Origin of the sequence: Campylobacter ornithocola (genome assembly GCF_013201605.1) — a bacterium.
GTDB classification, from domain to species: domain Bacteria; phylum Campylobacterota; class Campylobacteria; order Campylobacterales; family Campylobacteraceae; genus Campylobacter_D; species Campylobacter_D ornithocola.
Genome location: NZ_CP053848.1, coordinates 1,260,311 through 1,281,062, shown reverse-complemented (window position 1 = coordinate 1,281,062; position 20,752 = coordinate 1,260,311). Strand labels below are relative to the sequence as shown.

Here is a 20,752-nt window from a genome sequence, read left to right as displayed (position 1 = left end):
TCTAAAATTTAAACATAAATTTGTATTTTACTTAATTTTTCTTACAATTTTGTAAGGAAAAAACAATATAATTTAATTTTTACACTGTTTTAAGGAGTATGATTTGTCAAGAATTATCTTAATGTTTTGTTGTTTTTTAGCAATTTTGCAGGCTAAAAATTATGATTTGATACAAACAAAACTTGAAAAAGTAGATGATATTTATGGTTATGTAAAAGATGATCCTAGGATTTTACTACACTCAAGCGGTATAGTTGTACATGAAATTGATACGCAAAAATCTATCATCGCAAGAGCCAGTGTGATAGGGCGTGAAAACGGCTTGGTTAAATTGCAATTTAAAGTTTTTGATATGCTGGCTCAAGATGCCATGCCTTTGCCAAATGTGTTACCGCAAGTAGGTGATAAAATAGTTTTAAATTATTTATATGATAGAGCATTGATTATAGCTCCTGATAAAAGTGTATATGATTTTATAGCGCAAAAATTAAATGGAATTTATTTCCTACATCCTGATTTATTTGGAGCGCATATGATACAAGAATATCGCCAAACCCCAAGAAGATCCGACTTTAGATCTTTTTGTTCAAAAAATGCAGTTGGGGTTTTAGTAGTAGCTTTAGAAAAGAAAGCTGAAATAGTTGATTGTCAAGACTTTGGTAAGATTGAAGAATTTAACATACCTCAAGCTCAAAGTTTGCAAATTCCATTTTATTCAAGAATTACGGGTTATAAAAGCGATATTTTTAGCTTAAATGATGAAGCAATTGGGAATTATTATGTATATTATGAAAAATTAATTAGCTTAACTAGAGAAAAATAATGCAAGAAATTCATCAAAAATTCTTTCAAGATCTTTTAGGAGTACAAAACGCTCATTTTGATCCTATTCACAAAAGAGCGTATAGCTATGATGCTACTAAAAAACATTATTTACCCGATGGAGTGCTTTTTCCAAGAGATGAAAATGATATTAGTCAAATTTTAAAATACTGCAATGAAAATAAAATCATAGTCATTCCTAGGGGTTCAGGTAGTGGATTTACCGGTGGAAGTCTGGCTGTTAATGGTGGAGTGGTGCTAAGCTTTGAAAAACATATGAATAAAATTTTAGAAATTGATCTTGAAAATTTGGTTGCAGTAGTACAACCTGGTGTGATAAATATGGCTTTGCAAGAAAAAGTAAAAGAATATGGTTTGTTTTATCCACCTGATCCTGCGAGTATGGAATATTCTTCTTTGGGAGGAAATGTTGGTGAAAATGCAGGGGGTATGAGAGCTGCTAAGTATGGCATAACTAAAGATTATGTAATGGCATTAAGAGCAGTTTTACCTAATGGAGAAATCATTAGAGCAGGTAAAAAAACTATAAAAGATGTAGCAGGCTATAATCTAGCTGGAATTTTAATAGCAAGCGAAGGATCTTTGGCTGTGCTTAGTGAAATCACTTTAAAGCTAGTTGCTTTACCAAAGTTTAAAAAAACTGCAATGGGAATTTTTAACAGCATTGATGATGCGATGAATGCAGTATATAAAACTTTAGCCAAAGGTGTAACTCCTGTATCTATGGAATTTTTAGATCAATTAAGTATACAAGCATTAGAACAAAAATTCCAAAAAGGCTTGCCAATGGATGCAGGTGCGATTTTAATTGCTGATGTAGATGGTAATGTAGAAGAAGCCATTGAAGCAGATTTAAAAATCTTGCAAGAAAGTTTTTATGAGTCTAAGGTAAGAGAGTTTAAAATAGCTAAAGATGAGCAAGAAGCAGCTGATATTTGGTTTGCTAGAAGAAATTGCTCTCAAAGCATAGCAATGTATGGAAATTTAAAGCTTAATGAGGATATTACAGTACCGCGTTCAAAACTACCTGAGCTTTTAAAAGGTATAGCTGAAATTTCTAAAAAATATAGTTTTAAAATTCCTTGTTTTGGTCATACTGGCGATGGGAATGTACATACTAATGTAATGGTAAGTGATAAAAATAATCCTGAATTAGTTAAAAAAGGTTATGAAGCTGTGGAAGAGGTGTTTAAGCTTACAGTTTCTTTAGGTGGGACTTTGAGTGGTGAGCATGGTATAGGCATTTCAAAAGCCCCTTTTATGAGGCTTGCTTTTAGTGAAGCTGAAATGGAATTAATGAGAAACATCAAAAAAGCATTTGATCCAAATAATATACTTAATCCTTTTAAAATGGGACTTTGATGAATTTTAAAAACTTATTTAAAATTCTTTTAGCTTTAAGAGATAAGGAAATTTTAAATTATGCTGCAGCTTTAAGTTTTTATACTATTTTATCTTTAATACCACTTTTATTTTTGTGTTTTTGGGTTTTTACCCAAATTCCAAGCTTTGAAATATATCAAGAAAGAATTAAAAACTTAATTTTTACTTTTTTAATCCCAACTCAACAAGAATTAATCATACAATACATCAACACTTTCTTAAAAAATAGCGTAAATTTGGGACTTATAGGGCTTTTGGCTATGGCTTTGACTTCTTTGGCCTTTTTTTCAGGTTATGATTATGTGATTAATAAGCTTTTAGAGGAAGATTCTAAAAGTCTTTGGCATAGTATAAGTTCTTATTGGACTTTGGCAACCTTAACTCCACTTGGGCTTGGGGTAAGTTTTTATATCTCAGGTTTTATACAAAAAACCTTAGATGATTTTAATATCGCTTTAAATTTTTTTGAGATTTTGCCTTATGTGATTATATGGGCATTATTTTTTATATCTTATTCAAGCTCAGTAAGTAAAAAAGGTGATTTAAAAGCTTTAGTCATTAGTTCTTTTGGTGCTTCTGTGATTTGGTATATTTCTAAGATGATTTTTGTATATTATGCTGTATATAATAAAACTTATTTAAATGTATATGGCTCTTTCTCTGTAATATTATTTTTCTTTTTGTGGATTTATATTTCTTGGATCATTTATCTTTTAGGCTTAAAGGCTTATTTGCTTTTAAATCAAGAAAATAAAGGGAACAAACCCAAGAGAAATTACAAAAAGAGCTAAGTATTTATTAAATATAGCGATTAAAGATAAAATTAAATAAATACAATAAAATACAAAAGGTATTGATAGATTAATTGCATGCAATTTAAACTCAAAAAAATGTATTAAAAGCAAATCTAATAAATTTCCATAAGAAAAAATATGTAATATTAAAACTAAAGGGTAAAACACTACAAAGGCTAAACTTAAAGGTATGGCTAAAAATTGCTGAAAGCTAAGTAAAGGAAAAAAGTATAATACAGGGATAATCATTGCTAAAAAGGTCCAAATATTTAGCAAAAAAACGTGAGTGAAGTTTGAAAATTGATCTTTAAAATGATGAAGATATAAATAAATATAAAAAACTCCCAAAATAGAAAATAAAAACCCAACGCTAAAAAGAAGTTTTGGGAAAATACTAATACAAAAAGCTATGCTTAAAAATAAAAATTTAAAACTTAAAATCTTGATATTTTTACTAAATAAATAAAAAGCAAAAAGACTCATTAATAAAGCTCTTGTATAAGATGGACTAAAGTCTATTAAAAATATATATAAAATTAAAAGCAAGAAAGCAAAAATACTAATATCAAGCTTTAAACTTCTATAAGGAAAATATCGTTTATGAAAAAAAGCATATAAAGGAGTAAAAATCAAAAAGCAAAAGCTAAATAACAAGCCTAAATGATATCCACTAATAGCAATTAAATGTGCGATATTATAAAAATTTATATCATTTCTAAGTTCACTTGATACATTTTTTGCAAAAAACAAAGCACCATAAAATTCTTTGATTTTTTCATTTTGATGTTGACTTAAAAAATACTCTACTAAAGTATTTTCTTTTTGTATTTTAGTTTTATTAAAATCATAACTTGGCACATAAAAACTTTTACTAAGATAATCTTTAAAGTTAATATTTTTAGTGATAATTCTAAGATTTATTACATCATTTTTGCTTAAATTTAGATTTTTAAAACTAGTAGTGTAAAAAACAAAATCAGAGTTTTTAAGTTTTAGGACTTGATATTTTTTGCCTTTTTTATTAGTTTTTTCATAAGAAGATAAAATAATATTATCTTTAAGTAATAAATGCTTAGTAAGTTTAAAATTTTGGTATTTTTTATACTCATAGATAAGATTTAAACTAAAAATTGTTAAAAAACATAATAGCAAAATTAAAAATTCTCTATAAGAATCTTTTATAGAGAATTTTAAACTCATTTTTTCTTAGAAAAACGTGATAAATATAACCATATAATAAAAATTAAAGTGATTATAAAAGCAGGAGCTATATAAGGATAGTTTGTAAATGCTTCAAAGGCTTCTTTTAAAGTATTTCCAAAAATAAAACCAGCATAGCCTAAAACGATAGCCCAGATCAAACTAGATAAGGTATTGATGATGAAAAATCTTATAAAACTAAATTTGCAAAGACCTGCTGCTATGGGAATGATGGTTTTTACTCCATAAATGAATTTTTGTACTATTAAGAGCAAATCGCCGTATTTTTTGATTTTCATCATTGCAAGGGCAATTTTTCTTCTATGATTTTTAAAATAAGGCATTATGTCTTTTTTATAGTATTTTCCCAAAGTAAACAACAAAGTTGAGCCTATGGCATTAGCTAAAAAGGCTAAAAATATACACCAATGCAGATCAAGTTTAGTAGAGCTTGCACAAAGTACTCCAGCGGCAAGTATGGCTACCATACCTCCGCCAAATGAGTAAAAAAACAAAATCAAATAACCATAAGTGCTAAGATTATCTATCATTTCTTGCATGTAAAACCTTATCTTGCAAAATCAATAGCTCTAAGTTCTCTGATGACATTGACTTTTATTTCACCAGGGTATTGTACTTTTTCTTGAATTTCTTCAGCTATTTCTTTAGCTAAAAGCACAGATTCATCATCATTGACTAATTTTGCATTAACAATAACCCTAATCTCTCTACCCGCATTAATAGCATAGGCTTTTTTAACCCCTTCTTTGCTTTTTGCTATATCTTCAAGTTCGCTAACTCTTTTTAAAAAAGCTTCTAAAACCTCACGTCTTGCGCCAGGACGCGCAGCGCTTAGTGTATCTGCTGTGCAAACCGCAGCCGATTCTATGCTTGTAGCTTCTTCATGGCCATGGTGAGCATAAATTGCATTAATCACCACAGGATGCTCTTTGTATCTTTTGCAAAGCTCAGCTCCTAAATCTACATGCGAGCCTTCAAATTCATGTGTTAAAGCCTTGCCTATATCGTGTAAAATCCCAGCTCTTCGTGCAAGTTTTTCATCCCCGCCACATTCAGCTGCTATGATTCCAGCTAAATGTGCTACTTCTAGAGAATGTGCCAGAGCATTTTGTCCATAGCTTGCTCTATATCTTAATTTTCCTATGAGTTTTACTATTTCAGGATGGATTTGATTTAACCCCAGATCCATTACAATAGTTTGCCCTTCTTCCAAAATATTATCTTCAAATTCTTTACAAACTTTTTCATGAATTTCTTCTATTTTTGCAGGTTGTATTCTTCCATCTTCTACCAAAAGCTCAATCACCTTTGTAGCAATAGCACGTCTATAAAGATTAAAACAACTTACTATAATTGCTCCAGGTGTATCATCGATGATAATATCAACCCCTAAAACCATTTCTAGGGTTTTAACATTTCTTCCTTCTTTACCTATAATACGCCCTTTTAGTTCATCATTTTTGATATTGACAACATTAATAAGTCTTTCAGCGGCAAATTCCCCTGCAAACCTTGAAGTTGCCTGTGCTAAAATAAAATTAGCCTTTCTTTTGGCTTCATTTCTAGCTTCTTCTTCATATTTTCTAACAATATGTGCAATTTCAGCTCTTGAATTTTCTTCTATTTTCTGTAGGACTATATTTTTTGCTTCTTCTTGTGTGAGACCAGCTGAGTGTTCAAGGATTTTTAAAACTTCACCAAGTTTTGTTTCATAGTTTTGTTTTAAATTTTCATTTTCCTCTTGCAAGGTTTTTATAGTTTGCTTTTCTTTTAAAAGCTTGTTTTTATTTTCCTCGTGAAGTTTTTCTTGATAATGAAGATTTTGTTCTTTTTTGTTAAGTTCTTCTAGTTTAGCAGAATGCTCTTTTTGTAGTTTTTGAATTTTTTCATCAAATTTTTTCTTCGCTGTAAATTCAGCTTCAGCAACCGAGTTTTTAGCATCTTTGAGTGTTAATTCAGCTTCGTATTCGATAGCTTTTGCTTTTGCTTTTGCTTGCTCTAAAAAGATATTGAAATTTGCATCATTAATCTTTTTGGCGACTATATATCCAATCCCTCCGCCTATGAAAACGGCTATTAATGCAACTAATATTTCTATCATTATTTTTAACTTTCCTAAAATATTTTTTATAAGGGTTTATATAAAAATTTCCTTTTATATCATAATCTTGGCTAAAAAATTGATCAGATTTTGCATCTATCATTTGTGTAAAAACAACCAAAGGTTTTTTATAAGAAATACTTTCAAAAAACCTATCATAAAAACCTTGACCATGACCGATTCTTCCTAATTTTGCATCTACACCTATAACAGGTATAATTGCAATGTCTATACGGACTTGCAAAAAAGAATCTTTTGGTTCATATACCCCAAAGCTCTTTTTGTCAAGAGCTAATCTTAATTTTACTACCTTTAAACTTTTATCTTGCATAAATGGAACAAAAATTTGATATTTTTTTGTTAGAAAATGTCTAAATTTATAAAGATTAATTTCATATTTTAAAGGAATGTATATAAGGATATTTTTGCAATTTTTATATAAATTTAGAATTTTTTTTATTTCTTGAAAAACTAAAAAATCTCTTTTATATTGATATTTTAGTTTTAAATACATTTTAGATTTTTGTTCTATCCTGAAATTATTTTTTATCAAGGCTTTCCTCGTAATTTTTTAACTTTTATGTTATACTTTTAAGCTTAAAAAATCATAAGGATATAACTTGAAAATTAATTTTTTTTTAGCGGTTTTTGCCATGATTTTTTTTATTTCATGTTCAAGTGATAGAGAAAGTCTTAGCAATGAAAACATTGATAATACGAGTTTAAATCAAGGTGAAAATACAGATTTTACTTTGAAATTTTTAGATGGTAGAAAAATGTATGTAAAATATCACGAACAAGAATTTAATTTTGATAACACAGTTAAAGCTAAATTATTTGTATTTTTTACAACTTGGTGTGTACCTTGTAAGGCTGAAATTCCACATTTAAATAATTTGAATAAAAAATATCAAGATAATTTTGAAGTAATAGCACTTTTTTTAGAGGAAAATAAAGATCAAGAAATATTAGCTTTTACACAAGAAGAAAAAATAAATTTTCCAGTAGCTATAGGGGAGAATAATTTTGTTTTTTCTAAAGTTTTAAATGTTAGTTCTATTCCGACAATGGTGTTATTTAACGCAAAAGGTGAAAAAGTTAAAGAGTATTTAGGAATAATTCCTGAAGAAATGTTAGATATAGATATACAAAAAGTGGTGATGTAATGTTTGGATTTTTAAAAAATGGTTTGAAAAAAACCTTAGAAAGTATTCATTTGGTTAAAGCTTCAAATAAAATCATTACTAAAGATTTGCTTGAAGAAATACTTTTAGAGGCTGATGTGGCATATGAAATAGTTGAAGAGATTATTTATTATCTTCCTCCAAATGATGAGGTTAAAAAGGCTGATTTGGAGCGTGTTATGGGGACATATTTTATTTATGATAAACCCAAATTTGCTAATGTTAAGCCTTTTGTGGATTTGATTTTAGGTGTAAATGGTGTAGGCAAAACAACTAGTATTGCTAAAATGGCGCATTTACATAAAGAAAATGGTGAAAAAGTTATATTAGGAGCCTGTGATACTTTTAGAGCAGGAGCTATAGAACAACTCAAACTTTGGGCTCAAAAACTTGATATAGACATCATCGCTACTTCTCAAGGACATGATCCTTCAGCTATTGCTTATGATGCTATTTCTAAAGCTTTAGCAAAAAATTACGATAGGGTTATTTTAGATACAGCAGGACGCTTGCAAAATCAAAAAAATCTTGCTAATGAGCTTGAAAAAATTGTCCGTATAAGTGATAAAGCTATGCAGGGAGCTCCGCATAGAAAAATTCTAGTATTAGATGGGACTCAAGGAGTAGCTGGAATTTTACAAGCAAAAGCTTTTAATGATTTAGTAAAGCTTGATGGAGTGATTATTACAAAACTTGATGGAACCGCTAAAGGTGGAGCTTTATTTAGCATAGCAAGAGAACTTGAGCTTCCTATTTTATATGTAGGAGTAGGAGAGCAGCTGGGGCAAATTCATGAGTTTAATCCTAATGAATATGTTAAAACTTTAGTTGAAGAGATTTTCGCATAATTTATGGCTAAAAAACATATTTTATTTGAATGCCAAGCTTGTGGAAATCAGCAAAGTAAGTGGCTAGGAAAATGCCCTGAGTGTGGTTCTTGGGATAGTTTTGTTGAGCTAAAGCAAGAACAAATCAAGCTTTTAAAAGAGTTAAATTCACTCTCAAACACTCCAAGTTCTGCAGTATGTATAAATGATGTTATAGCAGAAAATTTCACTCGCATTAGCACTGATGATAATGAACTTGATTTAGTTTTAGGTGGTGGATTAGTTGTAGGTTCTTTAGTGTTGATTGGGGGCTCACCTGGAGTTGGAAAATCAACGCTTTTATTAAAAATTGCATCAAATTTAGCTAAAAGTGGTAAAAAAGTACTTTATGTAAGTGGAGAGGAGAGTAAATCTCAAATCAAACTGCGCGCAGATCGTTTGAATGCAAATTGTGAAAATTTGTTTTTACTTACTGAACTTTGCTTGGAAGATATTTTAAGCGAGCTTTCTAAAAAAGATTATGAAATTTTAATTATTGATTCTATTCAAACTTTGTATTCTAACAAAATTACTTCAGCAGCGGGTAGTATCACTCAAGTTAGAGAGATTACTTTTGAGTTAATGCGCTATTCTAAAGCAAATAATATTAGTACTTTTATCATAGGACACATTACCAAAGATGGAGCTATAGCAGGACCTAGAATTTTAGAGCATATGGTGGATGTAGTGCTTTATTTTGAAGGTGATGCTAACAAAGAAATAAGAATTTTAAGAGGTTTTAAAAATCGTTTTGGAAATATTTCTGAAGTTGGTATTTTTGAAATGACTTCAAAAGGTTTGATTAGCGCTAAAGATATAGCTAATAGATTTTTCACAAGAGGTAAAGCAGTAAGTGGGAGTGCTTTGAGTGTGGTAATGGAAGGAAGTAGAGCTTTGATATTAGAAATTCAAGCTTTAGTTTGTGAGAGTACTTATCCAAAACGTAGCGCTACAGGCTATGAAAAAAATCGTTTAGATATGTTAATAGCTTTGCTTGAGAGGAAGCTTGAAATTCCTTTGGGACATTATGATGTTTTTATTAATGTAAGTGGCGGAGTGAAAATCAGTGAAACTGCAGCAGATTTAGCAGTTGTTGCGGCGATTATTTCAAGTTTTAAAAACCGTCCTTTAAGTAAAGATAGTGTTTTTGTGGGAGAGCTTAGTTTAAATGGTGAGATTAAAGAAGTATTTTCACTTGATGTGCGTTTAAAAGAAGCAAAAATGCAAAAATTTAAAAATGCTATAGTGCCAGTTAAACCTATGGAAGAACTTGGTTTAAAATGCTTTGTAGCCAAAGAATTGCGTGAAGTTTTAGAGTGGATGTAAAATTTGATGTAATTATTATAGGTTCAGGACTTGGAGGATTAAGTGCTGGAGCATATTTGGCGAAAAATGGAAAAAAAGTTTTAGTCTTAGAGCAACACTCTTTAATTGGTGGTTGTGCTACTTGTTTTAAAAGAAAAGGCGTTTTGATTGATGTAGGACTTCATGAGATGGATTTAGGTGAAGCAAAAACTGATATGAAGCATTTAGTTTTTGAAAAGCTTGGTATAAAGAATAAAATTCAACTTCTGCCTTTACCAAGTGCTTGGAGTATTAAAAGTAAAAATTATAATTTAACTTTACCTCACGGCATAGAAAAAGTAAAAGAAGTTTTAAAAAAAGAATTCCCAAAAGAAAGTAAGGGTATAGATAGATATTTTAAAGCTATAAGATTACAAGCTTATGCTATTCGAAGATTTTCTTGGGATTTAAAATTAAGCGAATTATTGTTATTTCCTTTTAGCACTGCTTGGATATTTATTAAAAATAAAATTTTCAATTATAAAGTTTATGATGTTTTAAATGCTTATATAAAAGATGATAAACTAAAAAAGATTTTAAATGCAAATATGAGTTATTATCATCATGATAGTAAAGAATTTATTTTTAGCTATCATGCTATAGCACAAAAGCATTATTATGATGGTGGAGTATATATTAAAGGTGGTTCACAAGCTTTAAGTTATGCTTTGGCCGAAGTTATCAAAGAAAATCAAGGACAAGTTTTTGCTAAGGCTGAAGTTGTTAAAATACTCACAAAAGATCAAAAAGCTTATGGAGTAGAATACATTCAAAATAATCAAAAACGTACTATTTATGCACAAAATATCCTTGCAAATTGTGATCCTTTGATTGTGTATAAAGATTTACTTAAAGACTTAAAATTAATCCAAGAAATTAAAGCAATAGAATCTAAAAAACGTGCTTGTTCTTTGGTGAGTGCTTATTTTATTTACGATAAAGATATCTCTAAAATTTATGAAAAAATGGATTATTGTAATTTTATATTTGAAGATGACTTTTTAAATAGTTCGTATGAAAGTACTAATATTTTAAAATTAGATATTAAAAAAAGACCTATAGCTTTTGTGAATTATTCTAAGGTTGATAGTGGCTTAGCTAGCGATAAATACATAGGTGTTGTAGCTTTTAGTTCAAATTATAAAGAGTGGGATTTAAATAAGCAAGATTATAAAGCTAAAAAAGAAGAAGTGTTAAAAGCTATAGTGCAAAGACTTGATGAAATTTTTCCAAATTTAAGCTCGTATTTAGTTCATCAAGAACTAGCTACACCAAAAACTATACAAAGATACACTAAAGCTTATGAAGGTACAATTTATGGATTTTCTCAAGATCAAGAAGGAGTTAAATATAGATTACACTATAAAAGTAAAAGTATAAAAAATTTATATTTTGCTAATGCTTTTATATTTCCTGGTGGAGGTTTTACAGGAACAATTTTAGGTGGATATTTTTGTGCTAATAAAATGAATTTTCATTAAAATATAAGCAATTTTTTTCTATAATATTAGCTTTGAAATATTTATTCTGCTAAGGATTTTTAATGAAAGATTTATTTTTATTTAGTTCTTTTATAGATTCTAGTCACACTTTTGCATACTTTTTTCACTTGGGTATAGTAGTTGTGATTTCTTTAATTTTAGCAAAACTTGCTACAAGATCCATGCAAATTGTTCCAAGAGGTAGTCAAAATTTGGCCGAGGCTTATATGGAAGGTATTTTAAGCATGGGTAGAGATACTATGGGTAGCGATGAAGCTGCTAGAAGATATTTACCTTTAGTTGCAACGATAGGTTTTATTGTATTTTTTAGTAATATTATAGGAATTATCCCTGGTTTTGAAGCTCCAAGTGCTAGTTTAAATTTTAGTGCAACTTTAGCTATTGTAGTATTTATATATTATCATTTTGAAGGTATTAGAACTCAAGGATTTTTTAAATATTTTGCACATTTTATGGGACCTGTAAAAATTTTAGCACCTTTAATGTTTCCTATAGAAGTAGTTTCTCATTTTTCAAGAGTTATTTCTTTATCTTTCCGTTTATTTGGTAATATCAAAGGAGATGATTTATTCTTAGCAGTTATTTTAGCTCTTGTGCCTTGGGTTGCACCATTACCTGCTTATATGTTACTTACTTTTATGGCATTTTTACAATCTTTTATTTTTATGATTTTAACTTATGTTTATTTGGCAGGTGCAACTGTAGTTGATGAACATCATTGATTTTTAAAAAAGCAAAAAAGTAATTTTTTGCTTTTTCTTTTTTTAATACACTTCTTTTATTCTTTTTTAAACTCTTTTTGAAATAAAAAACGCTAGAATAAACGAAAAATTTTAAGGAAAATTTTAATGTTTGAAGTTGTTATAGGACTTGAAGTTCATGCACAATTAAATACAAAAACAAAAATCTTTTGCTCATGTGCAACTTCTTTTGGAGAAAAATCAAATACTAATGTATGTCCAACATGTTTAGCTTTGCCAGGTGCTTTACCTGTATTAAATCAAGAAGCAGTGAAAAAAGCTATAGCTTTTGGAAAAGCAGTTAATGCAACCATAAATAAAAAAAGTATTTTCAATAGAAAAAATTATTTTTATCCCGATTTACCAAAAGCTTATCAAATTTCACAATTTGATATTCCTATAGTAGAAAATGGTGAGTTGTTTATCAATGTTAATGGAGAAAATAAACGTATAGGTATTACTAGAGCTCATTTGGAAGAAGATGCAGGAAAAAATATACACGAGAGTAATTTTTCAAAAGTAGATTTAAATAGGGCAGGTACACCTTTGCTTGAAATCGTTAGTGAGCCTGAGCTTAGAAGCTCCGATGAAGCAGTGGCTTATTTGAAAAAGCTACATTCTATTATAAGATTTTTAGACATTTCAGATGCAAATATGCAAGAGGGTAGTTTTAGATGTGATGCAAATGTTAGTATTCGCCCAAAGGGCGATAACAAGCTTTATACTAGAGTGGAAATTAAAAATTTAAATTCATTCCGTTTTATCCAAAAGGCGATTGAGTATGAAGTAAAACGTCAAAGTGAAGCTTGGGAAGATGGGAAATATGAGCAAGAAGTAGTGCAAGAAACAAGATTGTTTGATACGGTTAATTTGGTAACTAGGAGTATGAGAGGTAAAGAAGATTCTGCTGAATATAGGTATTTTCCTGATCCTGATCTTTTACCTGTGATTTTAAATGATGAAATGCTAAATCAAGATATACCTGAGCTTCCTGATGAGAAAAAAGCTAGATTTATTAGAGAGCTAGGTATTAAAGAAAGTGATAGTGAAGTGATTGTTTCTTCATTAGAGCTTTGTAGATACTTTGAGTATTTAATTAATCAAAAATTAAATCCAAAACTTTGTGTTACTTGGCTTACGACTGAATTAATGGGACTTTTAAAAGGTGAATTAACTATAGAAAATTCACCTATTAAGCAAGAAAAATTAGCCACTTTAATCAAACGTATAGAAGAGGGTGTCATTAGTGCTAAAGCAGGTAAGGATATTTTAGCTTATGTGTTTGAAAATACAGAAGTTGAAATTGATGACGCTATTGAAAAGCTTGGTTTAAAACAGGTAAGCGATGATGACGCTATTGAAAAGATTATTGATGAAATTTTAGCAAATAATGAAGATAAGGTAGCTGAATATAAAAGTGGTAAAGATAAACTCTTTGGTTTCTTTGTTGGTCAAGTGATGAAAGCAGGCAAGGGTGCGTTTAATCCTACTAAAGTGAATGAAATTTTAAAAGTAAAACTTGGTTGAATATGAACATAGCAGTTATTGGTGCGGGAAAATGGGGAAGTGCTTTATATGATGCATTGAGTGTTAAAAATGAATGTGCGATAACTTCTTTTCATGAGAAAGATCTTTCTTATTTTGTTAGCACTAAAAAGGCTTTAGAGTATGAATACTTAGTTTTTGCTTTATATACTCAAGGAATATATAAGTGGTTAGAAAATAATTTCAAAGACTTAAATCAAAAAATTCTTGTCGCTTCTAAGGGTATTGATTGTAAAAGTTTAAAATTTATGGATGAAGTTTTTAGTGAATTTGTAAGTAAGGATAGACTTTGTTTTTTAAGCGGTCCTTCTTTTGCGACTGAAGTACTAGAAAAAAAACCTTGTGCTTTGGTTATTAGTGGAAAAAATCAAGAACTTTGTAATCAATTTGCAAGTTTTTTTCCAAGTTATATTAAAACTTATACAAGTTCTGATGTTAAAGGTGCTGAAATTTGTGGTGCATATAAGAATGTTTTAGCAATTGCAAGCGGAGTTTGTGATGGCTTAAATTTAGGTAATAACGCAAGAGCTTCTTTGGTCTCAAGAGGTCTAGTGGAAATGCATCGCTTTGGGCAATTTTTTAACGCTAAAGAAGAAACTTTTTTAGGACTTAGCGGGGCTGGAGATTTATTTTTAACAGCTTCAAGTAACTTATCAAGAAATTATAGAGTAGGTTTAAGTTTAGCTAGTGGTAAAAATATAAAAGATATTCTAATAGATATTGGCGAGGTAGCTGAAGGGGTGCAAACTGCTTATGCAATACATTCTTTATCAAAACAATTTCAAATTTACACTCCGATTATTAATGAAGTAGTCTTAATGCTAGAAGGTAAAAATGCTTGGGAATCTTTGAAAGATTTGATGTCATCAAAGGAGGAAATATCATGATTATCAAAAATGCAAAAATTTATGGTGAGCAAAAGCTTGATATTAAAATAGAAGATGGAAAAATCACTCAAATTGCTAATGATTTAAATGATGATGAGCAGATTGTTGATATAGAAGGTAAGACTTTACTTCCTTCATTTATTGATTTAAACGTTAGATTGCTTGATAATGAATTTAGTATAGATAGATTATACGATCTAGAAAAGGCATGTTTAAAAGGTGGAGTTGGAACTATTGTTTTAAAAGATAGTTTAGAAGCCAATACTCAAGGTTATGCACTTTATTTTGATAAATTAAAATCTTTGGATATTAATGTTTTACCTACTATAGATGTATTGGATAAAACAGAAAAATTAAAAAACATTGCTACTTTAATTGATATGGGTGCAAAAGGCTTAGAGCTTTCAAGCACTTTAGGGGCAAATTATTTAAGACAATGTATGCAATATGCTAGTATGAAATCAAGCCCTATATTCTTAAAATGCTTTGATGAGAGTTTTGATGATCATGGGGTTATGAATGATAGTAAGATGAGCTTTGAATTAGGACTTATAGGAATTAGTGATATAGCTGAAACTAGTGAAGTAGCAAAAATGAAAGAGTTAGTGGAATTTTATGGAAATAATGCTTGTTTTGGTGCTTTAGGTGTTATAAAATCTTTTGAACTTTTAGAGAATTATCAAAGTGAAATTTCAATCCACCATTTAATTAAAGATGAAAATGCTTGTGAAAATTTTAATACTTATGCAAAAATTCTACCTCCTTTAAGATCCAAAAATGAACTTTCATATCTTATAAAAATGCTTCAAAAAGGAAAGATTGCTTTTTTAACATCATTACATACACCTAGCACTAAAAAAGATCTAGCTTTTGACGAAGCAGATTTTGGAACTGATACTATAGCCATGTATATGAGTTTGTGTTTTACGTATTTGGTAAAAGAGAATATTTTAACTTGGAAAGAATTGTGTGATTTTACAAGTTATAATCAGGCGCAATTTTTAGGTTTAAATAAAGGCAAAATAGCAATTGGCTTTGATGCTGATTTTGTAGTTTTTGATGAAAATATTTCTTGCAGTGGATGTGAATTATATAAAGATGATAAATTAGAAGGTCAGGTAATACAACATTTTATAAATGGAAAAAATCTTAGCTTATAAAAGCTAAGATTTTTTAATTATTTTGCATAGCTTGTGCCACTTGTGCAGAACTATTTCTTATTTTTTCCATACAATCTCTAGCTTCTTTTGCTAAATCTACGCTTTGATTTACCCCGCTTAATCCATCTTTTATACTTTGCACGACTTCAGAGGTTACATTTCTAATAGAGTTAATTGTAGTGGTAATTTCATTGACTGAGTGTCCAGTTCTCTCAGCTAAATTTCTTACTTCATCAGCAACAACAGCAAAACCTCTACCATGTTCACCTGCACGTGCTGCTTCTATAGCTGCATTTAATGCTAAAAGATTAGTTTGATCAGCTATATCACTAATAGTTTGGATAATATTTTTAATTTCTTCTGATTGCTCATTTAATGAAGATACAAGATTGCTACTATTATTCATCATATCTGCAATACTTTGAATGTTTTGTACAGTATTTTCTATAACACTATCTCCTTCTTGAGTTAAGTTGTCATTTTGTTCAGCTAGCTCACTGATAAGTTTTAATTTTTCTTCATCTCTTACTACCTGTTCAGTAATATCTGTTGCAAATTTAATAACTTTATAAATTTCTCCATCATCATTCTTGATAGGATTATAACTTGCTTCTAGATGAATTAGCTTGTTATTTTTACCAAAGCGTATGAATTTACCAGATTGGAATTTACCACTTCTTAGTTCCTCCCAAAATATAGTATATTCCTTAGAATTTCTAAATCTTTCTTCACAGAACATACTATGATGCTTCCCTTTGATTTCGCTAAGTGAATAGCCCATAGTTTGGGTAAAGTTTTCATTAGCATTTAAAATTTCTCCATAAGGATTAAATTCAATAATAGCCATAGAGCGATTAGCCGCATCAATGGTATTTTTTAGATCAAGCATTTCATAATGTCTTTGTGTGATATCATTTGCAAATTTGATAACTTTATATACTTCATTATTTTGATTAATAATTGGTAGATAATTAGCTTCAAGATAAATATCTTTCCCACCTTTTGCTATACGCCTAAAAAGTCCATTTCTAGATTTTCCACTTTTTAGATCTCTCCAAAAATCAACATATCTTTGGGATTTTACCACTTCTGGCAAACAGAACATACTATGATGTTTTCCTTTGATTTCATCTAAAGAATAATTCATAGTTTTTAAAAAATTTTCATTTGCAGTGATAATAGTTCCATCGGTTTGAAATTCAATCATAGCCATTGTTTTACTAATAGCATTAAATATATCTTGAAAAGCTTGGTTAGACTGCTCTAGTTGAGTAATTTGCTCAATGAATTTTTTCTTATTTGTAAACATAAACAACCCCTTTTTTATTTTTTATATCATTAATGGTGTAAAGTATATAACTTTTTTTAAAATAAATAATTTAGTTATATTAATTTTTTGTTAAATTAGAAAATTTTCCCTGCAAAGAATTTCTTATCTCATCGTTTATTCTTTCGCTATCGTTTAAATATTGTTTGTTAAGGTTTTCAAATTCTTTTAAAAAATCAAAAAGAGTTTCTTCCCATAAAGCATTATTTTTTTTACTTAAATTCATAGTTTGAATATGATTAAGTTTTCTACTCATATCACTTAAATTTTCCAAAAAATCATCTTTGTGGTTTTCATTTTTGAGTGTAAAAGTATTTTGTAATAGATTGTTTTTAATATTCCTTATCTCATCATTAATGAGATCGCAAAATTCAGGGTAAATGTTATTTTTTATAGGTTCAAGTAAGGTTTGTTCATCTAGTTTTAAAGTATATTTTTTGATAGCAAAAAAAAGAACTAAAAATGCTATTGCACTAATTAAAAGATAAAAAATCATTTTTAAATATCCCTTAAAAATGGTGCGGTTAGCGAGATTTGAACTCGCACACGCTGAACGTACCACCCCCTCAAGATGGCGTGTCTACCAATTCCACCATAACCGCATAAAGCCCTAAAGGGCTTAAAATTAAGCTGCTACCAATGCTTGGAATGGATTAGCATAAAGAGCGATAAGAGCAATAACAAGTGCATAAATAACTTGAGCTTCAATCATCGCTAAAGCAATAAACATAGTAGTCATTAATTTACCACCAAGACCTGGATTTCTTGCAGTACCTGCAATAGTTGCTGCTGCAGTGTTACCCATACCAATAGCTCCACCTAAAGCTGCAACACCAAGTCCCAAACCTGCTGCTAAGATAGAAAAAGAAGCTAACCATTGATTCATAGAGCCTTCAGCCGCAAATGCAAAGCCACTTAAAGCTAACATTAAAAAAATGATTTTTTTCATAATTTTTCCTTAAAATAAAAATTTAAATCCTTTCGGCTTGCGTATCCCTACTCGTGATTTTGTAGAATTGAAATCATACACTAATATAACTTTAAAATTATTGAATTTTAAATTAAAGTATGTATTTTAAAATAAATTAAAGTTTTTTTTAGCTACATTAAAAGTTTTTTATGGTTTTATAAAATTAAGGTTATTTTTATGAATGAAAAATTTTCTAAAATAGGTTTTGTATTAGCAGTGGCAGGTTCAGCTGTTGGGCTTGGAAATGCTTGGAAATTTCCAACCTTGGTAGGACAAAATGGAGGCTCAGCTTTTGTGCTTTTATATTTGCTTTTGACTTTAGGTGTAGGTTTTGTTATTTTTCTAGCTGAGCTTAGTATAGGAAAGCTTAGCGAAAAAGACCCTGTGAATGCTTATTATACTTTGGCTCCTAAACACAAAAGAGCTTGGTCTATAGTTGGTTTTTCTTTAATAGGTGCTATTTTAATTGTCTCTTTTTATAGTGTGATTATAGGATGGATTGTTAAGTATGCTTATTTTGGATTTTTTCCTTTGCCAAAAAGCATAGAAGAAAGTGGTGCTATTTTTGGAAATTTACTTTCTAATGATGTTTTATCTCAATTTGTATGTTTTACTTTTGTATTTATAGTGATTTTTTATGTAGTATCAAAAGGTGTTAAAAGTGGTATAGAAAAACTTAATGTTTGGATGATGCCAAGTTTATTTATTTTATTAATTTTAATGCTTGGATATTCTTTTAGTATGGATGGTTTTTCTAAGGCTAGTGAGTTTTTATTTTCTCCAGATTTTTCTAAACTTGGTGTAGGAGCTTTTTTAAGTGCATTAGGGCTTGCTTGTTTTTCCTTATCTATCGGGGTTGGTTCGATTATAACTTATTCAGCAAGTTTATCTGATAAAACGAATTTTATTACAAGTACTATTAATATCATAATTATCAACATTATTATCGGTATTATGATGGGACTTATTGTTTTTACTTTTATATTTGAATTTAATGGAAATCCAGCCCAACAAGGTCCAGGTTTGATTTTTGTATCTTTAATGAGTTTGTTTTCTAATATTGATCCAATTGGTTTTTTGCCTTTGGGGAATATTTTAGCCATAGCCTTTTTTATAGCATTATTTTTTGCAGGAATTACTTCAGCAGTTTCTATGATAGAACCTTTAACTTTTTATTTAATTAATTCTTATAATTTTACAAGAAAAAAAGCTTTGATTTTTATAGCTTTCATTGTATATTTTTTAGGAAGTTTATGTATTTTATCAAGTATTGAATGGAGTAAAGATTCTTTAGAATTTTTTGGAAAAAGTTTTTTTGATATATTAGATTTTATTGCTTCAAATTTAATGATGCCTTTGGGTGGATTGTTTGGGGCAATCTTTGTAGGTTTTGTGCTTAAAAAAGAAGCTTTGCAAACTTTGTTTTTTCCTTATATGAAGGGTAAATATTTTGAGTGTTGGTATTTTTTTGTAAGATACATTTCACCTTTAGCGGTGATTTTAATCATGGTAAAACAATTATTTTTTTAAGGTTAAAAGATGAATGAAAAATTTTCTAAAATAGGTTTTGTATTAGCAGTAGCAGGTTCAGCCGTTGGACTTGGAAATGCTTGGAAGTTTCCAACTTTAGTGGGTAATAATGGCGGTTCAGCTTTTGTAGTGGTGTATTTGCTTTTAACCTTAGGTGTGGCTTTTGTGATATTTTTAGCCGAACTTAGCATAGGAAAACTTAGTGAAAAAGATCCTGTAAATGCTTATCATACTTTAGCACCAAAGAACAAAAAAGCATGGTCATTTGCGGGATTTTTTATGCTTGGCGCTATTATTTTAGTGTCTTTTTATAGTGTTGTTATAGGTTGGATAGTAAAATACGTTTATTTTGGATTTTTTGAATTGCCTAAAGACACAAATGAAGCGGGTGCTATTTTTGGAAATTTACTTTCTAATGATGTTTTATCTCAATTTGTATGTTTTACTTTTGTATTTATAGTGATTTTTTATGTAGTATCAAAAGGTGTTAAAAGTGGTATAGAAAAACTTAATGTTTGGATGATGCCAAGTTTATTTATTTTATTAATTTTAATGCTTGGATATTCTTTTAGTATGGATGGTTTTTCTAAGGCTAGTGAATTTTTATTTGTGCCTGATTTTTCTAAATTAAGTGTTAATTCTATACTAGATGCACTCGGTCTTGCATTTTTTAGTATGTCTTTGGGTGTGTGTGTGATTTTGACTTATGCAGCAAGTTTGCCTGATAAAACAAATTTTATTAGTAGTGCTTTAAATATTATTATTATTAATACTATTATTGGTTTAATGATGGGACTTATTGTATTTACTTTTATATTTGAATTTGGAGCTGACCCTACTCAACAAGGACCAGGTCTTATTTTTATATCATTAACAACACTTTTTGCAAAATTGGGATTTTTAGGGAATATTTTAGCCATAGCCTTTTTTATCGCATTATTTTTTGCAGGTATTACTTCAGCTATTTCTATGATAGAACCTTTTACTTTTTATCTTATAAATCGTTATCAAATTTCAAGAAAAAAAGCCTTAGTTTTTGTAGGTGTGATTGTGTATTTTTTAGGAAGCTTATCTATACTTTCTTTTTATCACATTAGTGCACCAAGTTTAAATTTCTTTGGAAAAAGCTTTTTTGATATTTTAGATTTTTTCATACAAAATTTATTAATGCCTGTTTCTGCTTTAATTACAGCATTTTTTGTTGGCTTTATACTTAAAAAAGAAGCTTTGCAAATTTTATTTCGCCCATTTATGCGTGGCGTGTATTTTGAAATTTGGTATATCTTTTTAAGATATATTTCTCCATTGGCAGTTATTTTAATCATGGCTAGACAGCTTTTTTTCTAAGGCATTAA

General features: G+C 29.3%; 19 protein-coding genes, 1 tRNA gene and 2 pseudogenes. 13 read left to right on the top strand and 9 right to left on the bottom strand.

Annotated elements, in window-relative coordinates; all coding sequences use genetic code 11:
• The first annotated feature begins 121 nt into the window (after positions 1–121).
• The 3 genes from CORN_RS06545 to CORN_RS06535 are packed head-to-tail and all read left to right on the top strand — an operon-like array spanning position 122 to position 3,017.
• Positions 122–823, top strand: a complete 702-nt coding sequence (locus tag CORN_RS06545; protein ID WP_066008539.1) for a plasminogen-binding N-terminal domain-containing protein — start codon at positions 122–124, stop codon at positions 821–823.
• A complete protein-coding gene (locus CORN_RS06540; protein WP_066008496.1) occupies positions 823–2,205 on the top strand; it encodes an FAD-linked oxidase C-terminal domain-containing protein in 1,383 nt (460 codons plus the stop codon). The genes CORN_RS06545 and CORN_RS06540 overlap by 1 nt, the downstream gene beginning before the upstream one ends.
• Positions 2,205–3,017, top strand: a complete 813-nt coding sequence (locus CORN_RS06535; RefSeq protein WP_066008495.1) for a YihY/virulence factor BrkB family protein — start codon at positions 2,205–2,207, stop codon at positions 3,015–3,017. The genes CORN_RS06540 and CORN_RS06535 overlap by 1 nt, the downstream gene beginning before the upstream one ends.
• Here CORN_RS06535 and CORN_RS06530 read toward each other — a convergent pair.
• The 4 genes from CORN_RS06530 to CORN_RS06515 are packed head-to-tail and all read right to left on the bottom strand — an operon-like array spanning position 2,964 to position 6,895.
• Entirely contained in the window at positions 2,964–4,220 is a 1,257-nt protein-coding gene (locus tag CORN_RS06530; RefSeq protein WP_066008494.1) for a ComEC/Rec2 family competence protein, read from the bottom strand. The genes CORN_RS06535 and CORN_RS06530 overlap by 54 nt on opposite strands.
• A complete protein-coding gene (locus CORN_RS06525; protein WP_066008493.1) occupies positions 4,217–4,780 on the bottom strand; it encodes a DedA family protein in 564 nt (187 codons plus the stop codon). The genes CORN_RS06530 and CORN_RS06525 overlap by 4 nt, the downstream gene beginning before the upstream one ends.
• An 8-nt stretch (positions 4,781–4,788) precedes the next feature.
• Positions 4,789–6,342, bottom strand: coding sequence for a ribonuclease Y (gene rny, locus CORN_RS06520; RefSeq protein WP_066008492.1), 1,554 nt, complete (start codon positions 6,340–6,342; stop codon positions 4,789–4,791).
• The gene (locus CORN_RS06515) at positions 6,266–6,895 is read right to left on the bottom strand and encodes a 5-formyltetrahydrofolate cyclo-ligase (protein WP_066008491.1); all 630 of its coding nucleotides are present in this window, start codon (positions 6,893–6,895) and stop codon (positions 6,266–6,268) included. Before CORN_RS06515 ends, rny begins: the two co-directional genes overlap by 77 nt.
• Before the next feature lie 67 nt (positions 6,896–6,962).
• Between CORN_RS06515 and CORN_RS06510 the strand changes: the two genes are divergently transcribed.
• From CORN_RS06510 to CORN_RS06475, 8 genes are all read left to right on the top strand, one after another.
• On the top strand, positions 6,963–7,508 hold the full coding sequence (locus CORN_RS06510) for a TlpA family protein disulfide reductase (protein ID WP_066008490.1): 546 nt from the start codon (positions 6,963–6,965) through the stop codon (positions 7,506–7,508).
• Positions 7,508–8,374, top strand: a complete 867-nt coding sequence (gene ftsY / locus CORN_RS06505) for a signal recognition particle-docking protein FtsY (RefSeq protein WP_066008489.1) — start codon at positions 7,508–7,510, stop codon at positions 8,372–8,374. Before CORN_RS06510 ends, ftsY begins: the two co-directional genes overlap by 1 nt.
• 3 nt (positions 8,375–8,377) lie before the next feature.
• Positions 8,378–9,718: a DNA repair protein RadA gene (gene radA, locus CORN_RS06500; protein WP_066008488.1), complete on the top strand. Its 1,341-nt coding sequence runs from the start codon at positions 8,378–8,380 to the stop codon at positions 9,716–9,718.
• Positions 9,709–11,217 (top strand): phytoene desaturase family protein, encoded by a 1,509-nt coding sequence (locus tag CORN_RS06495; protein WP_066008487.1) that lies wholly within the window; start codon positions 9,709–9,711, stop codon positions 11,215–11,217. Before radA ends, CORN_RS06495 begins: the two co-directional genes overlap by 10 nt.
• 62 nt (positions 11,218–11,279) lie before the next feature.
• On the top strand, positions 11,280–11,960 hold the full coding sequence (locus CORN_RS06490; RefSeq protein WP_066008486.1) for a F0F1 ATP synthase subunit A: 681 nt from the start codon (positions 11,280–11,282) through the stop codon (positions 11,958–11,960).
• A 126-nt stretch (positions 11,961–12,086) separates the two neighbouring features.
• Positions 12,087–13,505 (top strand): Asp-tRNA(Asn)/Glu-tRNA(Gln) amidotransferase subunit GatB, encoded by a 1,419-nt coding sequence (gene gatB, locus CORN_RS06485; RefSeq protein WP_066008485.1) that lies wholly within the window; start codon positions 12,087–12,089, stop codon positions 13,503–13,505.
• A gap of 2 nt (positions 13,506–13,507) precedes the next feature.
• Positions 13,508–14,410: an NAD(P)H-dependent glycerol-3-phosphate dehydrogenase gene (locus CORN_RS06480; RefSeq protein ID WP_066008484.1), complete on the top strand. Its 903-nt coding sequence runs from the start codon at positions 13,508–13,510 to the stop codon at positions 14,408–14,410.
• Entirely contained in the window at positions 14,407–15,570 is a 1,164-nt protein-coding gene (locus tag CORN_RS06475) for a metal-dependent hydrolase (protein ID WP_066008483.1), read from the top strand. The genes CORN_RS06480 and CORN_RS06475 overlap by 4 nt, the downstream gene beginning before the upstream one ends.
• A 13-nt stretch (positions 15,571–15,583) precedes the next feature.
• Here CORN_RS06475 and cetZ read toward each other — a convergent pair.
• The 5 genes and pseudogenes from cetZ to CORN_RS06455 all read right to left on the bottom strand — a co-directional run.
• A pseudogene (cetZ, locus tag CORN_RS08680) lies at positions 15,584–16,009 on the bottom strand (energy taxis response protein CetZ); the annotation flags it as partial.
• Between the two features lie 102 nt (positions 16,010–16,111).
• A pseudogene (locus CORN_RS08675) lies at positions 16,112–16,879 on the bottom strand (PAS domain-containing protein); the annotation flags it as partial.
• Between the two features lie 79 nt (positions 16,880–16,958).
• Positions 16,959–17,393: a hypothetical protein gene (locus tag CORN_RS06465; protein WP_066008481.1), complete on the bottom strand. Its 435-nt coding sequence runs from the start codon at positions 17,391–17,393 to the stop codon at positions 16,959–16,961.
• A 20-nt stretch (positions 17,394–17,413) separates the two neighbouring features.
• A tRNA-Leu gene (locus CORN_RS06460) sits at positions 17,414–17,499 on the bottom strand.
• Positions 17,500–17,522: 23 nt separating this feature from the next.
• On the bottom strand, positions 17,523–17,846 hold the full coding sequence (locus CORN_RS06455) for a F0F1 ATP synthase subunit C (protein ID WP_066008480.1): 324 nt from the start codon (positions 17,844–17,846) through the stop codon (positions 17,523–17,525).
• Between the two features lie 198 nt (positions 17,847–18,044).
• Here CORN_RS06455 and CORN_RS06450 point away from each other — a divergent pair, with 198 nt between their 5' ends.
• Together CORN_RS06450 and CORN_RS06445 are read left to right on the top strand one after the other, a co-directional pair.
• Complete coding sequence (locus CORN_RS06450; protein ID WP_066008479.1) at positions 18,045–19,397, top strand: sodium-dependent transporter; 1,353 nt, start codon at positions 18,045–18,047, stop codon at positions 19,395–19,397.
• Between the two features lie 9 nt (positions 19,398–19,406).
• A complete protein-coding gene (locus CORN_RS06445; RefSeq protein WP_066008478.1) occupies positions 19,407–20,744 on the top strand; it encodes a sodium-dependent transporter in 1,338 nt (445 codons plus the stop codon).
• The last annotated feature ends 8 nt before the right edge of the window (positions 20,745–20,752 follow it).

Excerpts from the sequence above, each read along its gene's own strand:
- CORN_RS06545 (WP_066008539.1), top strand. The coding sequence starts at position 122 with ATGTTTTGTTGTTTTTTAGCAATTTTGCAGGCTAAAAATTATGATTTG.
- CORN_RS06540 (WP_066008496.1), top strand. The coding sequence starts at position 823 with ATGCAAGAAATTCATCAAAAATTCTTTCAAGATCTTTTAGGAGTACAA.
- CORN_RS06535 (WP_066008495.1), top strand. The coding sequence starts at position 2,205 with ATGAATTTTAAAAACTTATTTAAAATTCTTTTAGCTTTAAGAGATAAG.
- CORN_RS06530 (WP_066008494.1), bottom strand. The coding sequence starts at position 4,220 with ATGAGTTTAAAATTCTCTATAAAAGATTCTTATAGAGAATTTTTAATT.
- CORN_RS06525 (WP_066008493.1), bottom strand. The coding sequence starts at position 4,780 with ATGCAAGAAATGATAGATAATCTTAGCACTTATGGTTATTTGATTTTG.
- rny (WP_066008492.1), bottom strand. The coding sequence starts at position 6,342 with ATGATAGAAATATTAGTTGCATTAATAGCCGTTTTCATAGGCGGAGGG.
- ftsY (WP_066008489.1), top strand. The coding sequence starts at position 7,508 with ATGTTTGGATTTTTAAAAAATGGTTTGAAAAAAACCTTAGAAAGTATT.
- radA (WP_066008488.1), top strand. The coding sequence starts at position 8,378 with ATGGCTAAAAAACATATTTTATTTGAATGCCAAGCTTGTGGAAATCAG.
- CORN_RS06490 (WP_066008486.1), top strand. The coding sequence starts at position 11,280 with ATGAAAGATTTATTTTTATTTAGTTCTTTTATAGATTCTAGTCACACT.
- gatB (WP_066008485.1), top strand. The coding sequence starts at position 12,087 with ATGTTTGAAGTTGTTATAGGACTTGAAGTTCATGCACAATTAAATACA.
- CORN_RS06480 (WP_066008484.1), top strand. The coding sequence starts at position 13,508 with ATGAACATAGCAGTTATTGGTGCGGGAAAATGGGGAAGTGCTTTATAT.
- CORN_RS06475 (WP_066008483.1), top strand. The coding sequence starts at position 14,407 with ATGATTATCAAAAATGCAAAAATTTATGGTGAGCAAAAGCTTGATATT.
- CORN_RS06465 (WP_066008481.1), bottom strand. The coding sequence starts at position 17,393 with ATGATTTTTTATCTTTTAATTAGTGCAATAGCATTTTTAGTTCTTTTT.
- CORN_RS06455 (WP_066008480.1), bottom strand. The coding sequence starts at position 17,846 with ATGAAAAAAATCATTTTTTTAATGTTAGCTTTAAGTGGCTTTGCATTT.
- CORN_RS06450 (WP_066008479.1), top strand. The coding sequence starts at position 18,045 with ATGAATGAAAAATTTTCTAAAATAGGTTTTGTATTAGCAGTGGCAGGT.
- CORN_RS06445 (WP_066008478.1), top strand. The coding sequence starts at position 19,407 with ATGAATGAAAAATTTTCTAAAATAGGTTTTGTATTAGCAGTAGCAGGT.